Here is a 16,415-nt window from a genome sequence, read left to right as displayed (position 1 = left end):
AAGGTCAGGTGGCGGCGGGGCGGCGGGGGACGCTGGCGGCCGCGACGAGGGCTGCGAGGAGTGCGATGGCGCCGAGGACGAGGTAGGCGTGGGCGTAGCTGCCGGTCCAGTTCGACAGGGCGGTTCCGGCCCAGGGGGCGAGTGCCATGACGATGACGATGGGTGCGGACATCAGGCCGTTGAGGCGGCCGTAGTGGGTGGCGCCCCACCGGTCGGTGATGGCGGTGGCTTGGACGAGGGTGAACAGTCCACGGATCAGTCCGGCGCCGATCGCGACGGTGATCAGGGTGGCGACCGTGGTCACGACGCCCAGCAGTGCGGTGCTGACGGCGGTGGCGACGAGGACGCCGATGGCCCGGCTGCGGGCCGAGGTACGGGCGGCGAGGGGCAGGTAGCCGATGCGGCCGAGGAGCTGTCCGGCCCCGCTCAGGCCGAGAATCAGGGCCGCCAGGGATGGGGAGAAGCCTTGTTCGATGAGTAGCGGGACGAGGTTGAACACGCCGGCGAAGGCGGCGAACGCTCCGAGGCTCAGTGCGACGACGAGGGCGAGGAACGCGGGGCTGCGGGAGGCGTCGCGGTGATCGGCCGTCTCGCCGTGCGCAGGTGCGGGTGGGTGCGGCCACCGTCCGCGCAGTCCCCACAGGTGGGCGGGGATGGTGATGGCGGCGAGGATCGCCGCGAGGATGAGATAGGTGGCGCGCCAGTCGGTTCGCTCGACCAAAGTGGCGGCGAGCGGGGCGAAGACAGTGCTCGCCAGGCCCGCGGCGAGGGTGAGGATCATCAGCGCCTTGACGTAGCTGTCGCCGTACCAGCGGGTCAGGGCCGCGAACGCGGGCGGATAGAGAACGGCGCCCATCGCGATGCCGGCGACGATCCAGCCGGCGTAGAACGTCGGCAGGTTGTGTGCGGTCGCGATGAGAAGCAGTGCGGGCACGGCGAGTACGGAGCCGGCGGTCATGATGGCGCGCGGGCCGATGCGGTCGATGATGCGGCCGACGGGGATGCCGGTGAATGCGGCGGCGAGCTGGCCGATCGAGAACGCGGCCATGATCGTCTGCAGGGACCAGCCGGTGTCGTCGGCGATGGAGACCGACAGCACGGGGAACGCGTAGTAGAGGATGCCCCAGCTGGTGATCTCCGTCAGGCACAGGATCGCCAAGACCCGCCGCAGACCGGCCGCGGGAAGGGTGTCGGTCTGCGGCGGGGTCTTGGTGTCCGTCATCGGGCTAGCGTGCCCCGCCGGGTGCGGTCAGGGTCACCAACTCCGGCTGCGGCGCGCCGCAGCAGCCGCCCTCGGAGGCGTCGGCGTCGGCGTCGGGCTCGTCGAATACCCCTGCGCCGCCGCAGACCCCGGTTTCGGGGAGGATCAGCTCGACGCGGGCGGCGGCCTCGTGGTCACCGGCGATGGCGGCGGCGATGCTGCGGACCTGCTCGTAGCCGGTCATGGCCAGGAACGTCGGTGCGCGGCCGTAGCTCTTCATGCCGGCCAGGTAGAAGCCGGGTTCGGGGTGGCTGAGTTCCTTGGCGCCGTGCGGGTAGACGGTGCCGCAGGAGTGCACGTTCGGGTCGATCAGCGGGGCCAGCTCGGTCGGCGCCTGCAGGACCGGGTCGAGGCCGAGGCGGATCTCCGAGAGGAAGGACAGCTCGGGCCGGAAGCCGGTGAGCACCACGACGCGGTCGACACCGTCGACTCGCTGACCGTTGTCGGAGGTCAGGGCAACCTGGTCCTGGCCTGTGGGTTCGACTGCGGCGGTGCGGAAGCCGGTGACGACGTTCAGCAGGCCGTCGTCGACTGCCTTCTTCGCCTTCAGGCCCAGGGCGCCGCGGGCGGGCAGCTGGTCGGATTCGCCGCCACCGAACGTGGAGGCGACGTCGCCGCGGCGCAGGATCCAGGTGATCCGGGTGCCGGGTGCTTCCTTCTCGAGCGCGGCGAGAGCAACGATGGCGTTCAGTGCCGAGTGGCCGCCGCCGGCGATCGCGGTGTGCTTGCCCGCGTACTGCGCGCGCACTTCCCGGTCGTCGAGGTCCGGGACGCGGTAGGAGATGACGTCGGCCGCGGCCTTCTCGCCGAGTGCCGGTAGTCCTTCGCCGCCGAGCGGGTTGGGGGTGCCCCAGGTGCCGGAGGCGTCGATGACCGCCTGCGCGAGCACACGTTCCTCGGTGCCGTCGGCGCGGCGGATGTGCACGGACAGCGGTTCGGTGTCGCGGCCGGAGTCGACGACGAGGTCGCGGCCGCGGCGGGCGACGCCGATGACCTCGGTGCCGAACTGCACGGCGTCACCGAGCGCGGCGGCGAGCGGGACGAGGTAGTCGCGGACCCACTCCTGCCCGGTCAGATACGCCTCATCGTCGGGGGCATTCCAGCCGGTCTGGTCGAGCAGGCGGCGGGCGGCGGGGTCGATGACCTCGGCCCAGCGGGAGAACAGTCGCACGTGGTTCCACTCGGCCACGGCAGCTCCTGCGCGGGGGCCCCGCTCGAAGACCAGCGGGGTGAGCTGGCGTTCGCGCAGTTCTGCGGCGGCGGCCAGACCGATGGGTCCGGCACCGATCACGACGACGGGCAAGTCGTTCATCATTCGACCTTTCATCGATGTTCTTCGATCAATGCCACAGTATCGATGGTCATCGATGAATGCAACCATCGATGCCGATCGATATACTGAGTTCATGGTTACGTCCACTGAGTCCGCCGAGTGCCGTGTCCCGCCCCGCGCTGGTGCCGGGCATCCGTCGGCAGGTTTGGCGGCCGAGGACGCGGCCACCTATGCGGGTTGGTTCGCCTGCCTGGCCGAACCGACCCGTGTCCGGCTTCTCCACGAGGTCGCCAGTACCCCGGCCGGGGTCAGCATCGGGGAGCTGGCCACACGGCTGGGCATCGGCCAGCCGACCATCTCGCACCACGTCCGCAAGCTCGCCGACGTCGGCTTCGTGACCGTCCACAAGGACGGCACCAGCTCGGTCGTGGTGGTCAACCCGGCGTGCTGCACCGGTCTGCCGAGCGCGGCCGACGCGGTCATGGGCCTGCTCACCCAGCGCCCGTGCTGCCCCGACGATCTTCCCGGTGACGTCACCGTTCGGCCGATGACCGACGAGGACTGGCCGGCGGTGCGCCGCATTTACGGCGACGCCATCGCCACCGGTCTCACCACCTTCGCCACCGAGGTGCCGCCGCGGAAGACGCTGGACACCCAGTGGCTCCTGGATCACCGGTGGGTCGCCGAGATCGACGGCACCGTCGTCGGCTGGGCCGCCCTGACCGCGGCGTCGCCGCACGAGCACTTGCGCGGGGTCGCCGAAAGCGCGGTCTGTGTCGCCGACGGCTGGCGCGGCCGCGGCGTCGGCAAGGCCCTGCTCCGGACGCAGGTGATCGCCGCCGATCAGGCCGGTCTGTGGACGCTGCAGACCTCGGTCTTCCCGGAGAACCGGGCGGCGATCGCGCTGCACCACTCGGCCGGGTTCCGCACCGTCGGGGTCCGCGAACGCATCGCCCAGCTCGGCGGCGAGTGGCGCGACACCGTCCTGCTCGAACGGCGATCCGAGGCCGGGGCCCCCGCCGGCTGTGCGGCGTGCTGACGGTCGTGGACATCGAGCTGCTCTACTTCGACAGCTGCCCCCACTGGCAGGTCGCCCGGGATCGGATCGCGCAGGCCCTCGCTGAGACCGGGAACGCCGGCACACCGATTACGCTCCGCACGATCGACACCCCGGATGAGGCAGAACGCGAAGCGTTTCCGGGTTCGCCCACCATCCGCATCGACGGAGTCGACGCCTGCGCACCGGCCACCGGGGTGGGACTGACCTGCAGGGTCTACCCCACTGCCGACGGCCCGGCCGGGGCACCGACAGTGGCCGACCTCGTCGCAGCGATCCGCCGGGCCGAGCTGCGGCGACACTGACCGCCGGACGCTCAGTCCAGGTCGAGTTCGGCGACAGCGGCTTTGGCGGTGCGCCCGACGCCGAGGATGGTCGCCGATCCGGGACCGGTCCAGTCGCCGTAGCCGAGCAGGTGCAGGCGGGGCTCCTTCAGCGCCTTCGTGCCCGAGACTGCGATCGTGCCGTCGTGCTCGCGCAACCGCAGCGGACGCAGGTGGGCCAGCGCGGGCCGAAAGCCGGTGGCCCACACGATGACATCCGCGTGCTGCTCTAGGTCTCCCCAGGCCACGCCGTCTCGGGTGAGGCGGTCGAACATCGGTAACGCCTGCAGGACACCACGATCGCGGGCCTCGTGCACCTCAGGCACCATCACGATGTCGCCGAGCGACGCCGGTCCGCCGGGATCGGGTTTCCCGGCGGCGATCGCCGCGGCACGCTCGGACGCCACCTGGAACAGCACCCGCCCATCGACGTCGTCGGCGAGGAAGCGGGGTGGCCGGGTCGTCACCCACGTGGTGGCGGCCACGCTGGAGATTTCGGCGACGAGCTGGGCGGCGGAGTTACCGCCCCCGACGATCACCACCCGAGCGCCCGCGAAGTCCGAGGCTCGGCGGTAGTCGACAGTGTGGAGTTGGCGGCCGGTGAACTCCCGCGCACCCGGGTAGAGCGGCCAAAACGGTTGCTGCCAGGTGCCGGTCGCGCTGATCACCCGCCGGGCCCGCCAGATCCCCCGGTTCGTGGTGACGGCGAGGTGCTGCCCGCCGCGGTCCACACCGGCGACCCGGACGGGCCGCTCGATCGGCAGGTCGTAGCGCTCCTCGTAGGCGGTGAAGTAGTCGACCACATGCGAGGCGGGCGGGAATCCGTCCGGCCACGGCGGCATCGGCCATCCCGGCAGGGCCGCGAACTCCGCCGGGGAGAACAGCCGCAGCGACGGCCACGTGTGTGGCCATGCCCCGCCCGCGATCGGCTGGTCGTCGAGGATCACGAACCGGTGCCCGGCTCGCCGCAGGTAGTAGCCCGCGGCCAAACCTGCCTGGCCCCCGCCGATCACGACCACATCCACGTCGGTCACCGATCCCTGCTCCATCACGCTCAGGCGGTGACGGGCTCGCCCGCGGCGGCGAGGGTGTTGCTGGTGATGTCACCCTGGTCGGCCAGCCAGCGCTCGGCGTCGATCGCGGCGGCACAGCCGGTGCCGGCGGCGGTGATGGCCTGACGGTAGGTGTGGTCGACCAGGTCGCCGGCCGCGAAGACACCCGCGGTGGAGGTGGCGGTGGTCGGCGACTGCACCTGGACGTAGCCGGCGTCGTCGACGTCCACCTGGCCCTTGACGAGCTCGCTGCGCGGATCGTGACCGATCGCGACGAACATGCCGGTGACGTCGAGCGTGGACTGCTCGCCGGTGACGGTGTCGCGGACCACCAGGCCGGTGACGCTGTTCTCGCCCAGCACCTCGACCGGCTCCGCGTTGGTGACGAAGCGGATCTTCTCGTTCGCCTTGGCGCGCTCGAGCATGATCCGGGACGCGCGGAACTCCTCGCGGCGGTGCACGAGCGTGACGCTGCGGGCGAACTTGGTGAGGAAGGTGGCCTCCTCCATCGCGGAGTCGCCGCCGCCGACCACGACGATGTCCTGGTCGCGGAAGAAGAAGCCGTCGCAGGTGGCGCAGGCGCTGACGCCGCGGCCGAGGAGCTTCTCCTCCCCCGGGATGCCCAGGTAGCGGGCGGCGGCACCCATCGCGAGGATGACGGCGCGCGCGTAGTAGGTCTCGCCGTTCGCGACGACCTTCTTGATCGGGCCGTCCAGCTCGATCTCCTCGACGTCCTCGGTGCGGATGTCCGCGCCGAAACGCTTGGCCTGCTCGCGCATCTCGTCCATGAGATCGGGGCCCATGATGCCCTCGCGGAAGCCTGGGAAGTTCTCCACCTCGGTGGTGGTCATCAGCGAGCCGCCGAACTGGGTGCCCTCGAAGAGCAGGGGCTCGAGCTCCGCACGGGCGGCGTAGACGCCGGCCGTGTATCCGGCGGGTCCGGAGCCGACGATGATCAGGTCGTGGATGGTCGCGTCAGTACTCAATGAGGAGCCTTCCGTGCGGCCCCCGCAGGGGCGTAGAGGTGGACGTTGCCGGTCAGGAGCGGGCGGGCTCGGCGGTGAGTTCGGCGATCAGCGCCTCGACCTTCGCCTTGATCTCGTCGCGAATCGGGCGCACCGCGTCGACACCCTGCCCGGCCGGATCCTCGAGAACCCAGTCGCGGTAGGACTTTCCGGGGAACACCGGGCAGGTGTCACCGCAGCCCATCGTGATCACCACGTCGGAAGCCTGCACCGCGTCCACGGTGAGGATCTTCGGGGACTGCGTCGAGATATCGATACCGACCTCAGCCATCGCGGAGACCGCGGCGGGATTGACCTGGTCGGCCGGGGCGCTGCCCGCGGAGCGGACCTCGATCCGATCACCGGCCAGCGCGGTGAGGAATCCGGCGGCCATCTGGGAGCGGCCGGCGTTGTGCACGCAGACGAACAGGACCGACGGCGTGATGTTCGGGGAATCGGTGGTCATCGAGAACCTTTCGGAGGTCAGAAAAGTCGGTCGTGCGATTACGAGGGAAGCTGCGCCGGTGCGGGGGTGCGGGTGAACCGCTTGCGCAGCGCGAGGGAGACGTAGACCAGGCCGACGAGGACGGGGACCTCGATCAGCGGGCCGACGACGCCGGCGAGGGCCTGGCCGGAGGTGACGCCGTAGGTGGCGATCGCGACCGCGATGGCGAGTTCGAAGTTGTTGCCGGCCGCGGTGAACGCGAGGGTGGTGGTGCGCTCGTAGCCGAGGCCCATCGCGGCGCCGAGCAGGTAGCCGCCGCCCCACATGATCGCGAAGTACGCCAGCAGCGGGATCGCGATCCGCACGACATCGATTGGCTGCGAGGTGATCTGGTCGCCCTGGAGCGCGAAGAGGATCACGATGGTGAACAGCAGGCCGTAGAGCGCCCAGGGTCCGATCCGGGGCAGGAACCGCTGCTCGTACCATTCGCGGCCCTTGGCCTTCTCACCGAAGTGGCGGGTGAGGAAGCCCGCGAGCAGCGGGATGCCGAGGAAGATCAGCACGGATTTCGCGATCTGCCACGGGGAGGTGTCGATGGTGGTCTGCTCGAGTCCGAGCCAGCCGGGCAGGACCGAGAGGTAGAACCAGCCGAGGACGGCGAACATGATCACCTGGAAGACGGAGTTGATCGCGACCAGCACCGCGGCGGCCTCGCGGTCGCCGCAGGCGAGGTCGTTCCAGATGATGACCATGGCGATGCAGCGGGCGAGGCCGACGATGATCAGTCCGGTCCGGTATTCGGGCAGGTCGGACAGGAAGATCCAGGCGAGGGCGAACATCAGCGCCGGGCCGAGGATCCAGTTCAGCAGCAGGGATCCGAGGAGGAGTTTGCGGTCGCCGGTGACGGTGTCGAGTCGGTCGTAGCGGACCTTCGCGAGCACCGGGTACATCATGATCAGCAGGCCGAGCGCGATCGGTAGTGAGATTCCGTCGAGTTCGACGGCGCCGAGCGCGTCCCCGAGCCCGGGAATCATCCGGCCCAGCAGCAGGCCGGCGACCATCGCGACACCGATCCACACCGGCAGGAACCGGTCCAGGGTCGAGAGCTTGCCGACGACAGCGGGGTGGGTGGTCGTCTCGGTCACCGGGCCACCTCCGCGGCCACGACAGCGTCGGCCGACGCGCACGTCGAGCCTTCGACGACACCGACCTCGGACGCCAGCACCGCCGAGAGCTGCGCCAGCGCAGACGGGATCACCCGGTAGTACACCCAGGTTCCGCGGCGCTCACAGTCGAGCAGACCAGCCTCGCGCAGCACCTTCAGGTGGTGCGAGATCGTCGGCTGCGACAGGTCGAACGCCGGGGAGATGTCGCACACACAGCTCTCGCTGTTCTCGTGGCTGGCGATCAGACTCAGCATCCGCAGGCGCACCGGATCACCGAGCGCCTTGAACATCCGGGCCAGGTCAGAGGCCCAATCCGAGGTCAACGGCTCCCGCGTGATGGGCGAGCAGCAGGCCTCGACCCCGCTCGACGATTGATTCGACATACGTCTATATTGACTCTTATCGATTCAACTCGTCAACCGAACGGCCGGTGAACACGGCCACCCCGGGAAGGACCCGAGCGTGAACAAACCTTCGGTGCTGTTCGTCTGCGTGAAGAACGGCGGCAAGTCCCAGATGGCGGCCGGGCTGATGCGCAAGGCCGCCGGCGACGAGGTCGAGGTGCACTCGGCCGGCACCAAGCCGGGCGCCGCGGTCAACGCCCTGTCCGCGCAGTCGCTGCTCGAGGTCGGGGTCGACATCACCGCCGAGACCCCGAAGGCGATCGACCCGCAGCTGGTGCGCGGCGTCGACGTGGTGGTCACCCTCGGCCGCGAGGCCCACGTCGATCCCGTCCCGGGGACCCGGTTCGAGAACTGGGACACCGACGAGCCGTCCGAACGCGGCATCGACGGCATCGAACGCATGCGCCTGGTCCGCGACGACATCGCCGCCCGCGTCGCCCAGCTCGCCGCCCAGCTCACCACCCCATCCACCCCTGAGAACTGAGAGGACCCCCTGATGACCCGTATCGAGGTTTTCGAGCCCGCACTGTGCTGCAACACCGGAGTGTGCGGCGACGACGTCGACCAGGCCCTGGTCACCTTCACCGCCGACATGGACTGGATCAACACCCAGGGCGGCGACATCGCCCGCTTCAACCTCGCCAATGCGCCGCTTGCCTTCGCCGAGCGGGAGCCGGTCAAGGCGTTCCTGCAGCTCTCCGGCTCCGAGGGCCTGCCGCTGGTCCTGGTCGACGGCGTCACCGCCGTCACCGGCCGCTACCCCGACCGCGCCCAGCTCGCCAAGTGGGCCGGCATCGCCGCCGAACCCGCGGCCGCTCCCACCGGCATCCAGATGCTCGCCCTCACCGACACCACCGACGCCGGATCGTGCTGCAGCGACGGCCCGGACAACACCAGCTGCTGCTGAAAGGTCGACCCATGAAGTTCCTCGACGGTGCACCCCGATTCCTGTTCTTCACCGGCAAGGGCGGAGTCGGGAAGACCTCGATCGCCTGCGCCTCCGCCATCGCCCTCACCCGCGAGGGCAAGAAGGTCCTGCTCGTCAGTACCGACCCCGCCTCCAACGTGGGGCAGGTCTTCGGGCTGAGCATCGGCAACACCATCACCGACGTTCCTGCCGTCCCGGGGCTTTCGGCGCTCGAGATCGACCCCGAACAGGCAGCTGATGCGTACCGCGAACGCATCATCGGGCCCGTCCGCGGGCTGCTCCCAGAGAAGGAACTCGCGTCGATCACCGAACAGCTCTCCGGGTCGTGCACCACCGAGATCGCCTCGTTCAACGAGTTCACCGCGCTGCTCACCGACGAGACCACGATCGCCGGGTTCGACTACGTCCTGTTCGACACCGCCCCCACCGGCCACACCATCCCGCTGCTGCAGCTGCCCGGGTCGTGGACCGACTTCCTCCACGACGCCAAGGGCGACGCCTCCTGCCTGGGCCCTCTGTCCGGGCTCGAGAAGCAGCGCACCATCTACGCCGGCGCCGTCGCCGCCCTCGCGGACCCGCAGCGCACCCGCCTCGTGCTGGTCGCCCGGCCGCAGCGCTCCCCGCTGGCCGAGATCGCCCGCACCCACACCGAACTCGCCGACATCGGACTGACCGAACAGCACGTCGTCATCAACGGAGTCCTCCCCGCCCCCGACAGGGGCGACGCCCTGGCCGCCGCGATCTACGACCGTGAACAGGCCGCCCTGGCCGCGCTACCGGGCGACCTGCGGAAGCTGCCCCTCGATCAGGTCGAGCTCAAGGCCACCAACATGGTCGGCATCGACGCCCTGGGCTCCCTGTTCACCACCGAGTCGAGCACCGCTCCGGCCCACCAGGATTCCGTGTCCGCTGCCGCAGTTCCGGATGCGCCGCTGTCCGCGCTCGTCGACGAACTCGCCGCCGACGACCACGGCCTGATCATGTGCATGGGCAAGGGCGGAGTCGGGAAGACCACCATCGCTGCCGCGGTGGCCGTCGCGCTCGCCGAACGCGGCCACCAGGTCCACCTGACCACCACCGACCCGGCCGCGCACCTCACCGACACCCTCGCCGGCACCCTCGACAACCTCACCGTCTCGCGGATCGATCCGGCCGAGGCCACCGCCGCGTACCGGGAACGGGTCCTTACCAGCAAGGGCGCCGCCCTCGACGAACAGGGCCGCGCCAACCTCGCCGAGGACCTGAAATCCCCGTGCACCGAGGAAGTCGCTGTCTTCCAGGCCTTCTCCCGCATCATCCACGAATCCCGACGGCACTTCGTCGTCGTCGACACCGCCCCCACCGGCCACACTTTGCTCCTGCTCGATGCGACCGGCTCCTACCACCGCGAGATCGCCCGCCAGATGGGCGAGAACACGAACTTCACCACCCCACTCATGCGGCTGCAGAACCCCGACGAGACCAAGATCCTCATCGTCACCCTCGCCGAAACGACGCCCCGTCTCGAAGCCGAAGGCCTCCACGCCGACCTTCAACGTGCGGGCATCCACCCCTGGGCCTGGGTGGTCAACAACTCCATCGCCGCAGCCCACCCCACATCACCGCTTCTCCAACGACGCGCCGGCACCGAGCTCGCCGAAATCGATGCCATCACGAGCACACACAGCCGGAGTGCGATCGTGCCGATGATGCCGACCGAACCCGTCGGGATCAACGCGTTGCGGGCACTGACCTAGCGTCCCGACGGGGTGTGCGCCACACACGGTTCGGGGGTGAAGTTCGAGGCGCCGACTCATAGTCGGAGGTCGAAAGCGCTGCGCCCGTTGCCCACCGCTTGTGACGGCGTTGGCCAAGCACCTCGACGAGAACCTCGTCGCCTAGCTCAACACCCTCACGCGGCAAGTCGGCATCGCGGACGCTGAGTTGACTCCGGGTTTGCGATGGATCGGTTCTTCGCCGAAGGGACTGAGCCAAGCCTGGTAGGCGCCCCCGTTCGATCGCAGTACCGCCTGGAACGAAACACGCAAGACACTCGTCGCCGGTTCCGGCGGGGCCCGCTGCTACCTCGAACATGTGGGCGCCGCCCCAGCAGTGGCACAGCGCAGTATCAGGTGGAGGAACAACGCGTCGAGGCCGCGCGCAGTCGCCGTCTGCAATTCGATCGGTGCGGCGGGCTTGGCGACGCCGGGGATCAGGCTGGCAGCCTCAGCATGGGTCGAACTAGGGCATACAGACTTGTCGGTACAATCCGATATAGTTCATACATCTAGTGGTCACTCACCCCGAAGTGCACAAGATATGGACATCTCGGAGCGGGTGGCTAATGGATACGCGCGTCGACAGCAAAGCCCCGACCATCGGGGTGAGCCGACAGACGGGGCCTGTACAAGATTGGAGCCTTGTTCGGCCACCGTAACGCACAGCGCACAGAGCGCCTCCGCTCGGGGAGTCCCCCGGCAGTGCGTTGTCGACTCGATGTCGCTGACGTCGCACGCCCTCGAGGGAGGGGCACCGACATGAGCAAACACCCGGCAACCACGGCAAGGCATGGTCACGCGGCGACAACCAGCAGCTGCGGCAACTCGCGCAACAGAACACCCCCACCCGCGTGATGGGGCTCAAGCTCGGACGCACCGAAGACGCCGTACGGTCGCACGCGTCCGATCTCGGGGTCAGCCTGAAGCCGACGAACCAGTCGCCGTACAACCGGCGGAGCAAGTGATGTTCGAGCAGAACTGCAACTATCCGTGCGCTGTCACCAACAGCAGCGCAGGAGATCCGACAGCCATCGCGCTGGCCCACCGCTGGGTGCGTCAGCACGCACAGCCCGGACAGACAATCCTGCTGTGGACGCCCCAGAAGAGCAGCATCGCCAGGAATCGTGAGGTCGAGGCCATCTCCCGCCAGAGAGATGTCGTTGTCGGAACCTCGCGAGGCCGGTACTCCTCCGACTGGAGCGAAGGCCCGGTACTCGGGCTCTGGCACGACACTGCGGATCTGGCCAGGATGCCGATGGGCCGGCCAACCGCTATGTGTCTGGTGCCCTGGGTGCCCGAACGGCTCGCAGGCTGGGTTCGCGCCGTCGGAGCGGGGTCAAGTCCCGTGAGGTGGTGTGCGACGTCGTCGCGTGATTCCTCGTTGTCGGGTTATGCGGTCAAAGCCGGTACCACCTCCTCGTCAGACTCAGTGACGTTCTGAGCGGTCCTATCGCTACGAGAGCGAGCGAGGACGTCGAGTCCGAGATAGCGTCGCCCTTCGATCCACTCGTCGTGCTGCTCGGCGAGCACGGCACCGACCAGCCGGATCAGCGCAGCCCGATCCGGGAAGATCCCGACGACGTCGGTTCTGCGGCGGATCTCCTTGTTCAGCCGCTCCTGCGGATTGTTGGACCAGATCTGCCGCCAGATCTGCTTCGGGAACGCAGTGAATGCCAGCAGATCCGCTCGCGCCCCGTCGAGATGCTCGGCCACCTTCGGCAGCTTCTCCTCCAAGGCGTCGATCACCCGGTTGTACTGCGCGTGAACCGAATCCGCATCCGGTTGGTCGTAAACGGAATGCAACAGCGTCTTCACCCACGGCCACGACGCTTTCGGTGTCACCGCCATCAGGTTGGTCGAATAGTGCGTCCGGCATCGCTGCCACGATGCGCCGGGCAGGGTCGCGCCGACCGCGGACACCAGGCCGGCGTGGGCGTCGGAGGTCACGAGTTGCACTCCGGACAGGCCTCGGGCGACGAGCCCGCGGAAAAAGCTCAGCCAGCCGGCGCCGTCCTCGGCGGAGGTGACATCGATACCGAGGATCTCGCGATAGCCGTCGGCATTGACGCCGACCGCGACCAGGGTGTGGACGTTGACGACCCGCCCGTTCTCCCGGACCTTGAGCACCAGCGCATCGGCGGCGACGAACGTGTAGGGACCGGCGTCGAGTTGCCGGTTGCGGAAGGCTTCGACCTGTTCGTCGAGTTCTTTCGCCATGACGCTGACCTGCGATTTCGACAACGACGTGATGCCGAGGGTGTCGACGAGTTTCTCCATTCGTCGGGTCGAGACCCCGAGTAGGTAGCACGTCGCGACCACGGTGGTCAGGGCCCTCTCGGCCCGCTTCCGGCGTTGCAGCAGCCAATCAGGGAAGTAGGAGCCTTGCCGCAGTTTGGGGATGGCGACGTCGAGAGTGCCGACACGGGTATCGAAGTCCCGGTGCCGGTACCCGTTGCGGGTATTGCTCCGCTCATCGGAGCGTTGGCCGTAGCCGGCGCCGCACAGTGCGTCGGCTTCGGCGCTCATCAGGGCGTCGAGGAACATCGCCAGCAGTTCGCGCAGCAGGTCAGGGCTGGCACCGGTGAGTCGGTCGTCGACAAGCTTGCGCAGGTCGATATCGTGGGCAGTGGTCATCGTGTGGTCCTGTCTCGAGTGACTTTGGTCGGTCTCTTCGAGAATCACGCGGTGGCCGTCTTTCGTTCGGTTACGACACGCCAGCAAGCTCATTCAGCTGTGGCTCGTACACCACTCTGATGGACGCAACCCGGAGCGGAGATCATCGGTGACGGGAGCGACTGGGCGAAGGACGATGGCGCGAGCACCGATCTCGATCCGGTCGTCGTTCGCGGACTGGAGAGCATGACGCTGGTCATCAACCACAGCAACACGATCAAGGCAGGATATGAGAAGCGCGATGTCGTCGGGGTCCTGCTCGCCCTCCGCGACGCCGGGTACTCCCTGCCCGCGGAAGGGGTCCGGTCCTGGGCAATCGGCCACGGTTGGCGTGCAGCGAACGCTAACCACCTCGCGGACTACTGCAATCAGATTGAGCGAGGAAGCCGGCCTAGGTTCACCGGCCCGGCCGCGCTGCGTCCCGACCTCGTCGACACCTGGCGTGACGAAGTTGCCGGACGAAACGCTTCATAGCTTGTAGCCGCTACTGCCGTTTCGTGGCATGGCCCGCCGCCGTGACAGTGGTGCGGGTCGACAAGTATGCCGACCGGCACCACTGCGAAGTCCTGCCACTCGAACGCAGCGGTATCGGTGCAGCGGGCTATGCCACGAACTTCCGGGCCGCGGCTAGAACAAGCGACCAGTCCTCCAGGGTGCGGCCTTGTTGGACCACCTGGGCGGGCGACCGATCGTCGAGTTCACAGTTCATCCCTTGGAACCAGCCCTGCGCGACCGCCTTATTGTCGCGGTCGGCAATCAGTCGCGCGACGCGATACGCGAACCGAAGTCGCTCGATAACCTCGTGGCTGTCTATCTCGACGGCGCCCTCTGCCCACTGCCTAGTGATCCGGGTTTCGCTCACTCCACCGAGGTAGGCAACCAGCTTTGCTCCGAGCACTTCGCGGAGCGCTCCGGTCAACTCAGCGGGGCCCATCAACGCTGCTTCGGAATACGCATCGAGATCCGGTCGTGAGTGCGACGCCGCCATACAATCCACCTCCGATCTCACGATAGGCCCGGACGCGTACGTGCATCGTCCACTTGGATCCAGCATTCTCAACGGACCGCACGGCACAGGGAACACCAGGGCTATTAGGCCAAGGCAGCAGGTTCAACCCATGAGACATCGTTGCCACCAATGCAGACCGCAGTGGTCATTGACCGGTCATACACAAGCACGAGCGGCATGACCCCGACACCGAGGACGGGCGGTCGACGGTGCGCCGGCACGCTCAGCAGCGGGAGTGCTCCGGCGAACGTTCCATCGGTCAGGACGGCGTCGACGTGATGGTCGCCGACGAGACGCTCGACGGCTGCGGCTTGGTCCGGGATCGGGCGGACGAAGGTCTGCTCGACTTGGTAGCGCGAGAGGGCCAGACCGGTGTACCGGTCGGCGTGAGGAACGAACGTCGAGGGGTCACGCTCGTCGAAATCGGCTGCTCCGGAGAGAGAGTGGTGGTGAAGACCGGCGGCGTCGACGGACGTGGCGAACCTCGACCCGGTGAGGAGATGGACCTCGTATCCGTGGCGTCGTAGGTCCGCGCCGAGGGTGGTCAGCGGCCCGACATGGCCGGCGAGGGGGGTGGCGCAGAGCAGGATCGCGGTCATCTTCCCGGCTTTCTCGGGTGTCGCGGCGGGGCGTCGGCGGTTCGATAGAGTCGGACTCTATTGGTTGGAGAAGCCCTCGCGCAACGGATACGATGGACTGTGTCGAGCGGCGGCTGTCGTCGCCGCGGACGGAGGGGGGCGATGAGCACTCGCAGGTACGAGTCCCGGGTCCGCGCGCAGTCCGCAGCGCAGACCAGGACGGACGTGCTCGACGCCGCACAGCGGCTGTTCGTGGACCAGGGCTATTCCTCGACGACGCTGCAGCAGGTCGCGGTTGCCGCCGGGGTGTCGGTGCAGACGGTGTACGGCCAGGGGAGCAAAGCGTCGCTGATGACGGCGATCCTGCAGCGTGCGTTCACCGGCGACGAGGAGCACGTCTCGCTGCTCGCGCGTCCGGAGTTCGCCGCGATCATGGCGGAGGAGAACACCTCTCGCGCCCTCGACGGGTACGTCGAGTTCGTGGTCTCGGCGAACAGTCGCATCGCCGATCTTCATCACGCAGCTGCGCTCGCAGCGGATTCGGATCATTCGATCGGCGAGGAGCTCGAGCGCAGCGAACTGCGCCGCATCGACGACATCCGTCGCGGAATGCCGTGGTTCGTGGGCCGGCAGCTACTGCCCCCGGACGACACCGACGAGTTCGCGGACGTGCTCTCCTATCTGACCAGTCCACAGACCCACCGCTACTTCACCGTCGAACGGCGCTGGTCGACGGACGCCGTCGCGCGATGGCTCCGAACGGCCATCGACTCTCACCTGGCGTCGCCGCCCCAGTAGGGGTCGGTGGATCGCATCCCGGCGGACAGTCACATGTCCGTGGCTCCGCCGTCGTCGAATATGGCCTCGATCGGACACTCGAAGACGCGAGCGAGACGGAATGCCAGGGGGAGCGAGGGGTCGAAGCGCCCGCGCTCGATGGAGATGACGGTCTGGCGCGAGACGCCGAGAACGTCGGCCAACTGCTGCTGCGACCAGGCCCGCTCGCGCCGGAGCTCGGGGACGCGGTTCCGCACTCCGCCTCAGCCTCGCCGCCGCAGGACGAGGTATCGCAGCCCGAACGAGCCCATGGCCACGACGAGGACCGACGCGAGCGCCACGGAGGCGGGCATGTCGAAACCGGTCAAGGACACCACGGTCGCCGCCGTTCCGGTGACGAGCAGGACGTCGGTGAACGCCCCGCTCGCCGCACGATCGTGCCAGACGCTCTCGATCGACCGATCGGGATCTCGCGGAGCGCCGGAGATCGTGTTCCTGTCGACCGCCACCACCCAGGCCAGGCCGGCTGCGGCCCAGCCGAAGGCGAACGCCATGGCGAGCTGTCCGACGCCGGCGGGAGTGCCGATGGAACCGGTGTCCACGACGACGACCGCGACCACCACCGCGACGACGGCACCGGTCGGAATCGCCAACCACAGGGCGGACACGTGTTTGGGGCCGAGCGTCGTTCGGCCCCAACGGCTTTGT

The 16,415-nt window shown here is 68.4% G+C and carries 19 protein-coding genes; 8 read left to right on the top strand and 11 right to left on the bottom strand.

The features are described 5' to 3' along the window. Positions 1-4: 4 nt before the first annotated feature. The gene (locus tag A3Q40_RS14560; RefSeq protein WP_068103203.1) at positions 5-1,222 is read right to left on the bottom strand and encodes an MFS transporter; all 1,218 of its coding nucleotides are present in this window, start codon (positions 1,220-1,222) and stop codon (positions 5-7) included. Positions 1,223-1,226: 4 nt separating this feature from the next. Further along, positions 1,227-2,573, bottom strand: coding sequence for an NAD(P)-binding domain-containing protein (locus tag A3Q40_RS14555; RefSeq protein ID WP_068106318.1), 1,347 nt, complete (start codon positions 2,571-2,573; stop codon positions 1,227-1,229). 94 nt (positions 2,574-2,667) lie between these two features. Here A3Q40_RS14555 and A3Q40_RS14550 point away from each other — a divergent pair, with 94 nt between their 5' ends. Both A3Q40_RS14550 and A3Q40_RS14545 read left to right on the top strand, forming a co-directional pair. Next, the gene (locus A3Q40_RS14550) at positions 2,668-3,573 is read left to right on the top strand and encodes a GNAT family N-acetyltransferase (RefSeq protein ID WP_068103201.1); all 906 of its coding nucleotides are present in this window, start codon (positions 2,668-2,670) and stop codon (positions 3,571-3,573) included. A gap of 5 nt (positions 3,574-3,578) precedes the next feature. Continuing rightward, the gene (locus tag A3Q40_RS14545) at positions 3,579-3,896 is read left to right on the top strand and encodes an alkylmercury lyase (RefSeq protein ID WP_068106319.1); all 318 of its coding nucleotides are present in this window, start codon (positions 3,579-3,581) and stop codon (positions 3,894-3,896) included. A gap of 11 nt (positions 3,897-3,907) precedes the next feature. Here A3Q40_RS14545 and A3Q40_RS14540 read toward each other — a convergent pair whose 3' ends face one another. Genes A3Q40_RS14540 through A3Q40_RS14520 form a run of 5 tightly spaced genes read right to left on the bottom strand, consistent with a single transcriptional unit; the run spans position 3,908 to position 7,964 of the window. Then, positions 3,908-4,963 carry an ArsO family NAD(P)H-dependent flavin-containing monooxygenase gene (locus tag A3Q40_RS14540; protein WP_068106316.1) on the bottom strand — a complete coding sequence of 352 codons (1,056 nt, stop codon included), beginning with the start codon at positions 4,961-4,963 and terminating at the stop codon, positions 3,908-3,910. A 5-nt stretch (positions 4,964-4,968) separates the two neighbouring features. Then, on the bottom strand, positions 4,969-5,952 hold the full coding sequence (gene trxB / locus A3Q40_RS14535) for a thioredoxin-disulfide reductase (RefSeq protein WP_068103199.1): 984 nt from the start codon (positions 5,950-5,952) through the stop codon (positions 4,969-4,971). A gap of 52 nt (positions 5,953-6,004) precedes the next feature. Next, positions 6,005-6,436, bottom strand: a complete 432-nt coding sequence (locus A3Q40_RS14530) for an arsenate reductase ArsC (protein WP_068103198.1) — start codon at positions 6,434-6,436, stop codon at positions 6,005-6,007. A gap of 38 nt (positions 6,437-6,474) precedes the next feature. Further along, the gene (arsB, locus tag A3Q40_RS14525) at positions 6,475-7,560 is read right to left on the bottom strand and encodes an ACR3 family arsenite efflux transporter (protein WP_068103197.1); all 1,086 of its coding nucleotides are present in this window, start codon (positions 7,558-7,560) and stop codon (positions 6,475-6,477) included. Next, complete coding sequence (locus A3Q40_RS14520) at positions 7,557-7,964, bottom strand: ArsR/SmtB family transcription factor (protein WP_068103196.1); 408 nt, start codon at positions 7,962-7,964, stop codon at positions 7,557-7,559. The genes arsB and A3Q40_RS14520 overlap by 4 nt, the downstream gene beginning before the upstream one ends. Positions 7,965-8,043: 79 nt before the next feature. Here A3Q40_RS14520 and A3Q40_RS14515 point away from each other — a divergent pair, with 79 nt between their 5' ends. Genes A3Q40_RS14515 through arsA form a run of 3 tightly spaced genes read left to right on the top strand, consistent with a single transcriptional unit; the run spans position 8,044 to position 10,649 of the window. Continuing rightward, entirely contained in the window at positions 8,044-8,469 is a 426-nt protein-coding gene (locus A3Q40_RS14515; RefSeq protein ID WP_068103195.1) for an arsenate-mycothiol transferase ArsC, read from the top strand. 12 nt (positions 8,470-8,481) lie between these two features. Continuing rightward, positions 8,482-8,892: an arsenite efflux transporter metallochaperone ArsD gene (arsD, locus tag A3Q40_RS14510; RefSeq protein ID WP_068103194.1), complete on the top strand. Its 411-nt coding sequence runs from the start codon at positions 8,482-8,484 to the stop codon at positions 8,890-8,892. An 11-nt stretch (positions 8,893-8,903) separates the two neighbouring features. Continuing rightward, the gene (gene arsA, locus A3Q40_RS14505; RefSeq protein ID WP_068103193.1) at positions 8,904-10,649 is read left to right on the top strand and encodes an arsenical pump-driving ATPase; all 1,746 of its coding nucleotides are present in this window, start codon (positions 8,904-8,906) and stop codon (positions 10,647-10,649) included. A gap of 1,410 nt (positions 10,650-12,059) precedes the next feature. On the opposite strand, the gene A3Q40_RS14500 is transcribed toward arsA, so the two are convergent. Further along, positions 12,060-13,304: an IS256 family transposase gene (locus A3Q40_RS14500; protein ID WP_068102126.1), complete on the bottom strand. Its 1,245-nt coding sequence runs from the start codon at positions 13,302-13,304 to the stop codon at positions 12,060-12,062. 225 nt (positions 13,305-13,529) lie between these two features. Between A3Q40_RS14500 and A3Q40_RS20300 the strand changes: the two genes are divergently transcribed. Beyond that, positions 13,530-13,817: a hypothetical protein gene (locus tag A3Q40_RS20300; protein ID WP_157889596.1), complete on the top strand. Its 288-nt coding sequence runs from the start codon at positions 13,530-13,532 to the stop codon at positions 13,815-13,817. A 127-nt stretch (positions 13,818-13,944) separates the two neighbouring features. Here A3Q40_RS20300 and A3Q40_RS14495 read toward each other — a convergent pair whose 3' ends face one another. Beyond that, positions 13,945-14,331 (bottom strand): hypothetical protein, encoded by a 387-nt coding sequence (locus A3Q40_RS14495; RefSeq protein ID WP_068103192.1) that lies wholly within the window; start codon positions 14,329-14,331, stop codon positions 13,945-13,947. A 296-nt stretch (positions 14,332-14,627) separates the two neighbouring features. Between A3Q40_RS14495 and A3Q40_RS20890 the strand changes: the two genes are divergently transcribed. Both A3Q40_RS20890 and A3Q40_RS14485 read left to right on the top strand, forming a co-directional pair. Further along, positions 14,628-14,879, top strand: a complete 252-nt coding sequence (locus tag A3Q40_RS20890; protein WP_157889595.1) for a hypothetical protein — start codon at positions 14,628-14,630, stop codon at positions 14,877-14,879. A gap of 213 nt (positions 14,880-15,092) precedes the next feature. Continuing rightward, positions 15,093-15,728 (top strand): TetR/AcrR family transcriptional regulator, encoded by a 636-nt coding sequence (locus A3Q40_RS14485; RefSeq protein ID WP_068103189.1) that lies wholly within the window; start codon positions 15,093-15,095, stop codon positions 15,726-15,728. Between the two features lie 29 nt (positions 15,729-15,757). On the opposite strand, the gene A3Q40_RS14480 is transcribed toward A3Q40_RS14485, so the two are convergent. Beyond that, the gene (locus A3Q40_RS14480; protein ID WP_068103187.1) at positions 15,758-15,964 is read right to left on the bottom strand and encodes a helix-turn-helix transcriptional regulator; all 207 of its coding nucleotides are present in this window, start codon (positions 15,962-15,964) and stop codon (positions 15,758-15,760) included. Positions 15,965-15,970: 6 nt separating this feature from the next. Beyond that, positions 15,971-16,375, bottom strand: coding sequence for a hypothetical protein (locus A3Q40_RS14475; RefSeq protein WP_068103185.1), 405 nt, complete (start codon positions 16,373-16,375; stop codon positions 15,971-15,973). Between the last annotated feature and the right edge of the window lie 40 nt (positions 16,376-16,415).

The organism is Rhodococcus sp. PBTS 1, assembly GCF_001620025.1.
Taxonomy (GTDB): Bacteria; Actinomycetota; Actinomycetes; order Mycobacteriales; family Mycobacteriaceae; genus Rhodococcoides; species Rhodococcoides kroppenstedtii.
Note: the sequence above shows the minus strand (reverse complement) of the source record. Positions and strands in the feature narration are given on the sequence as shown.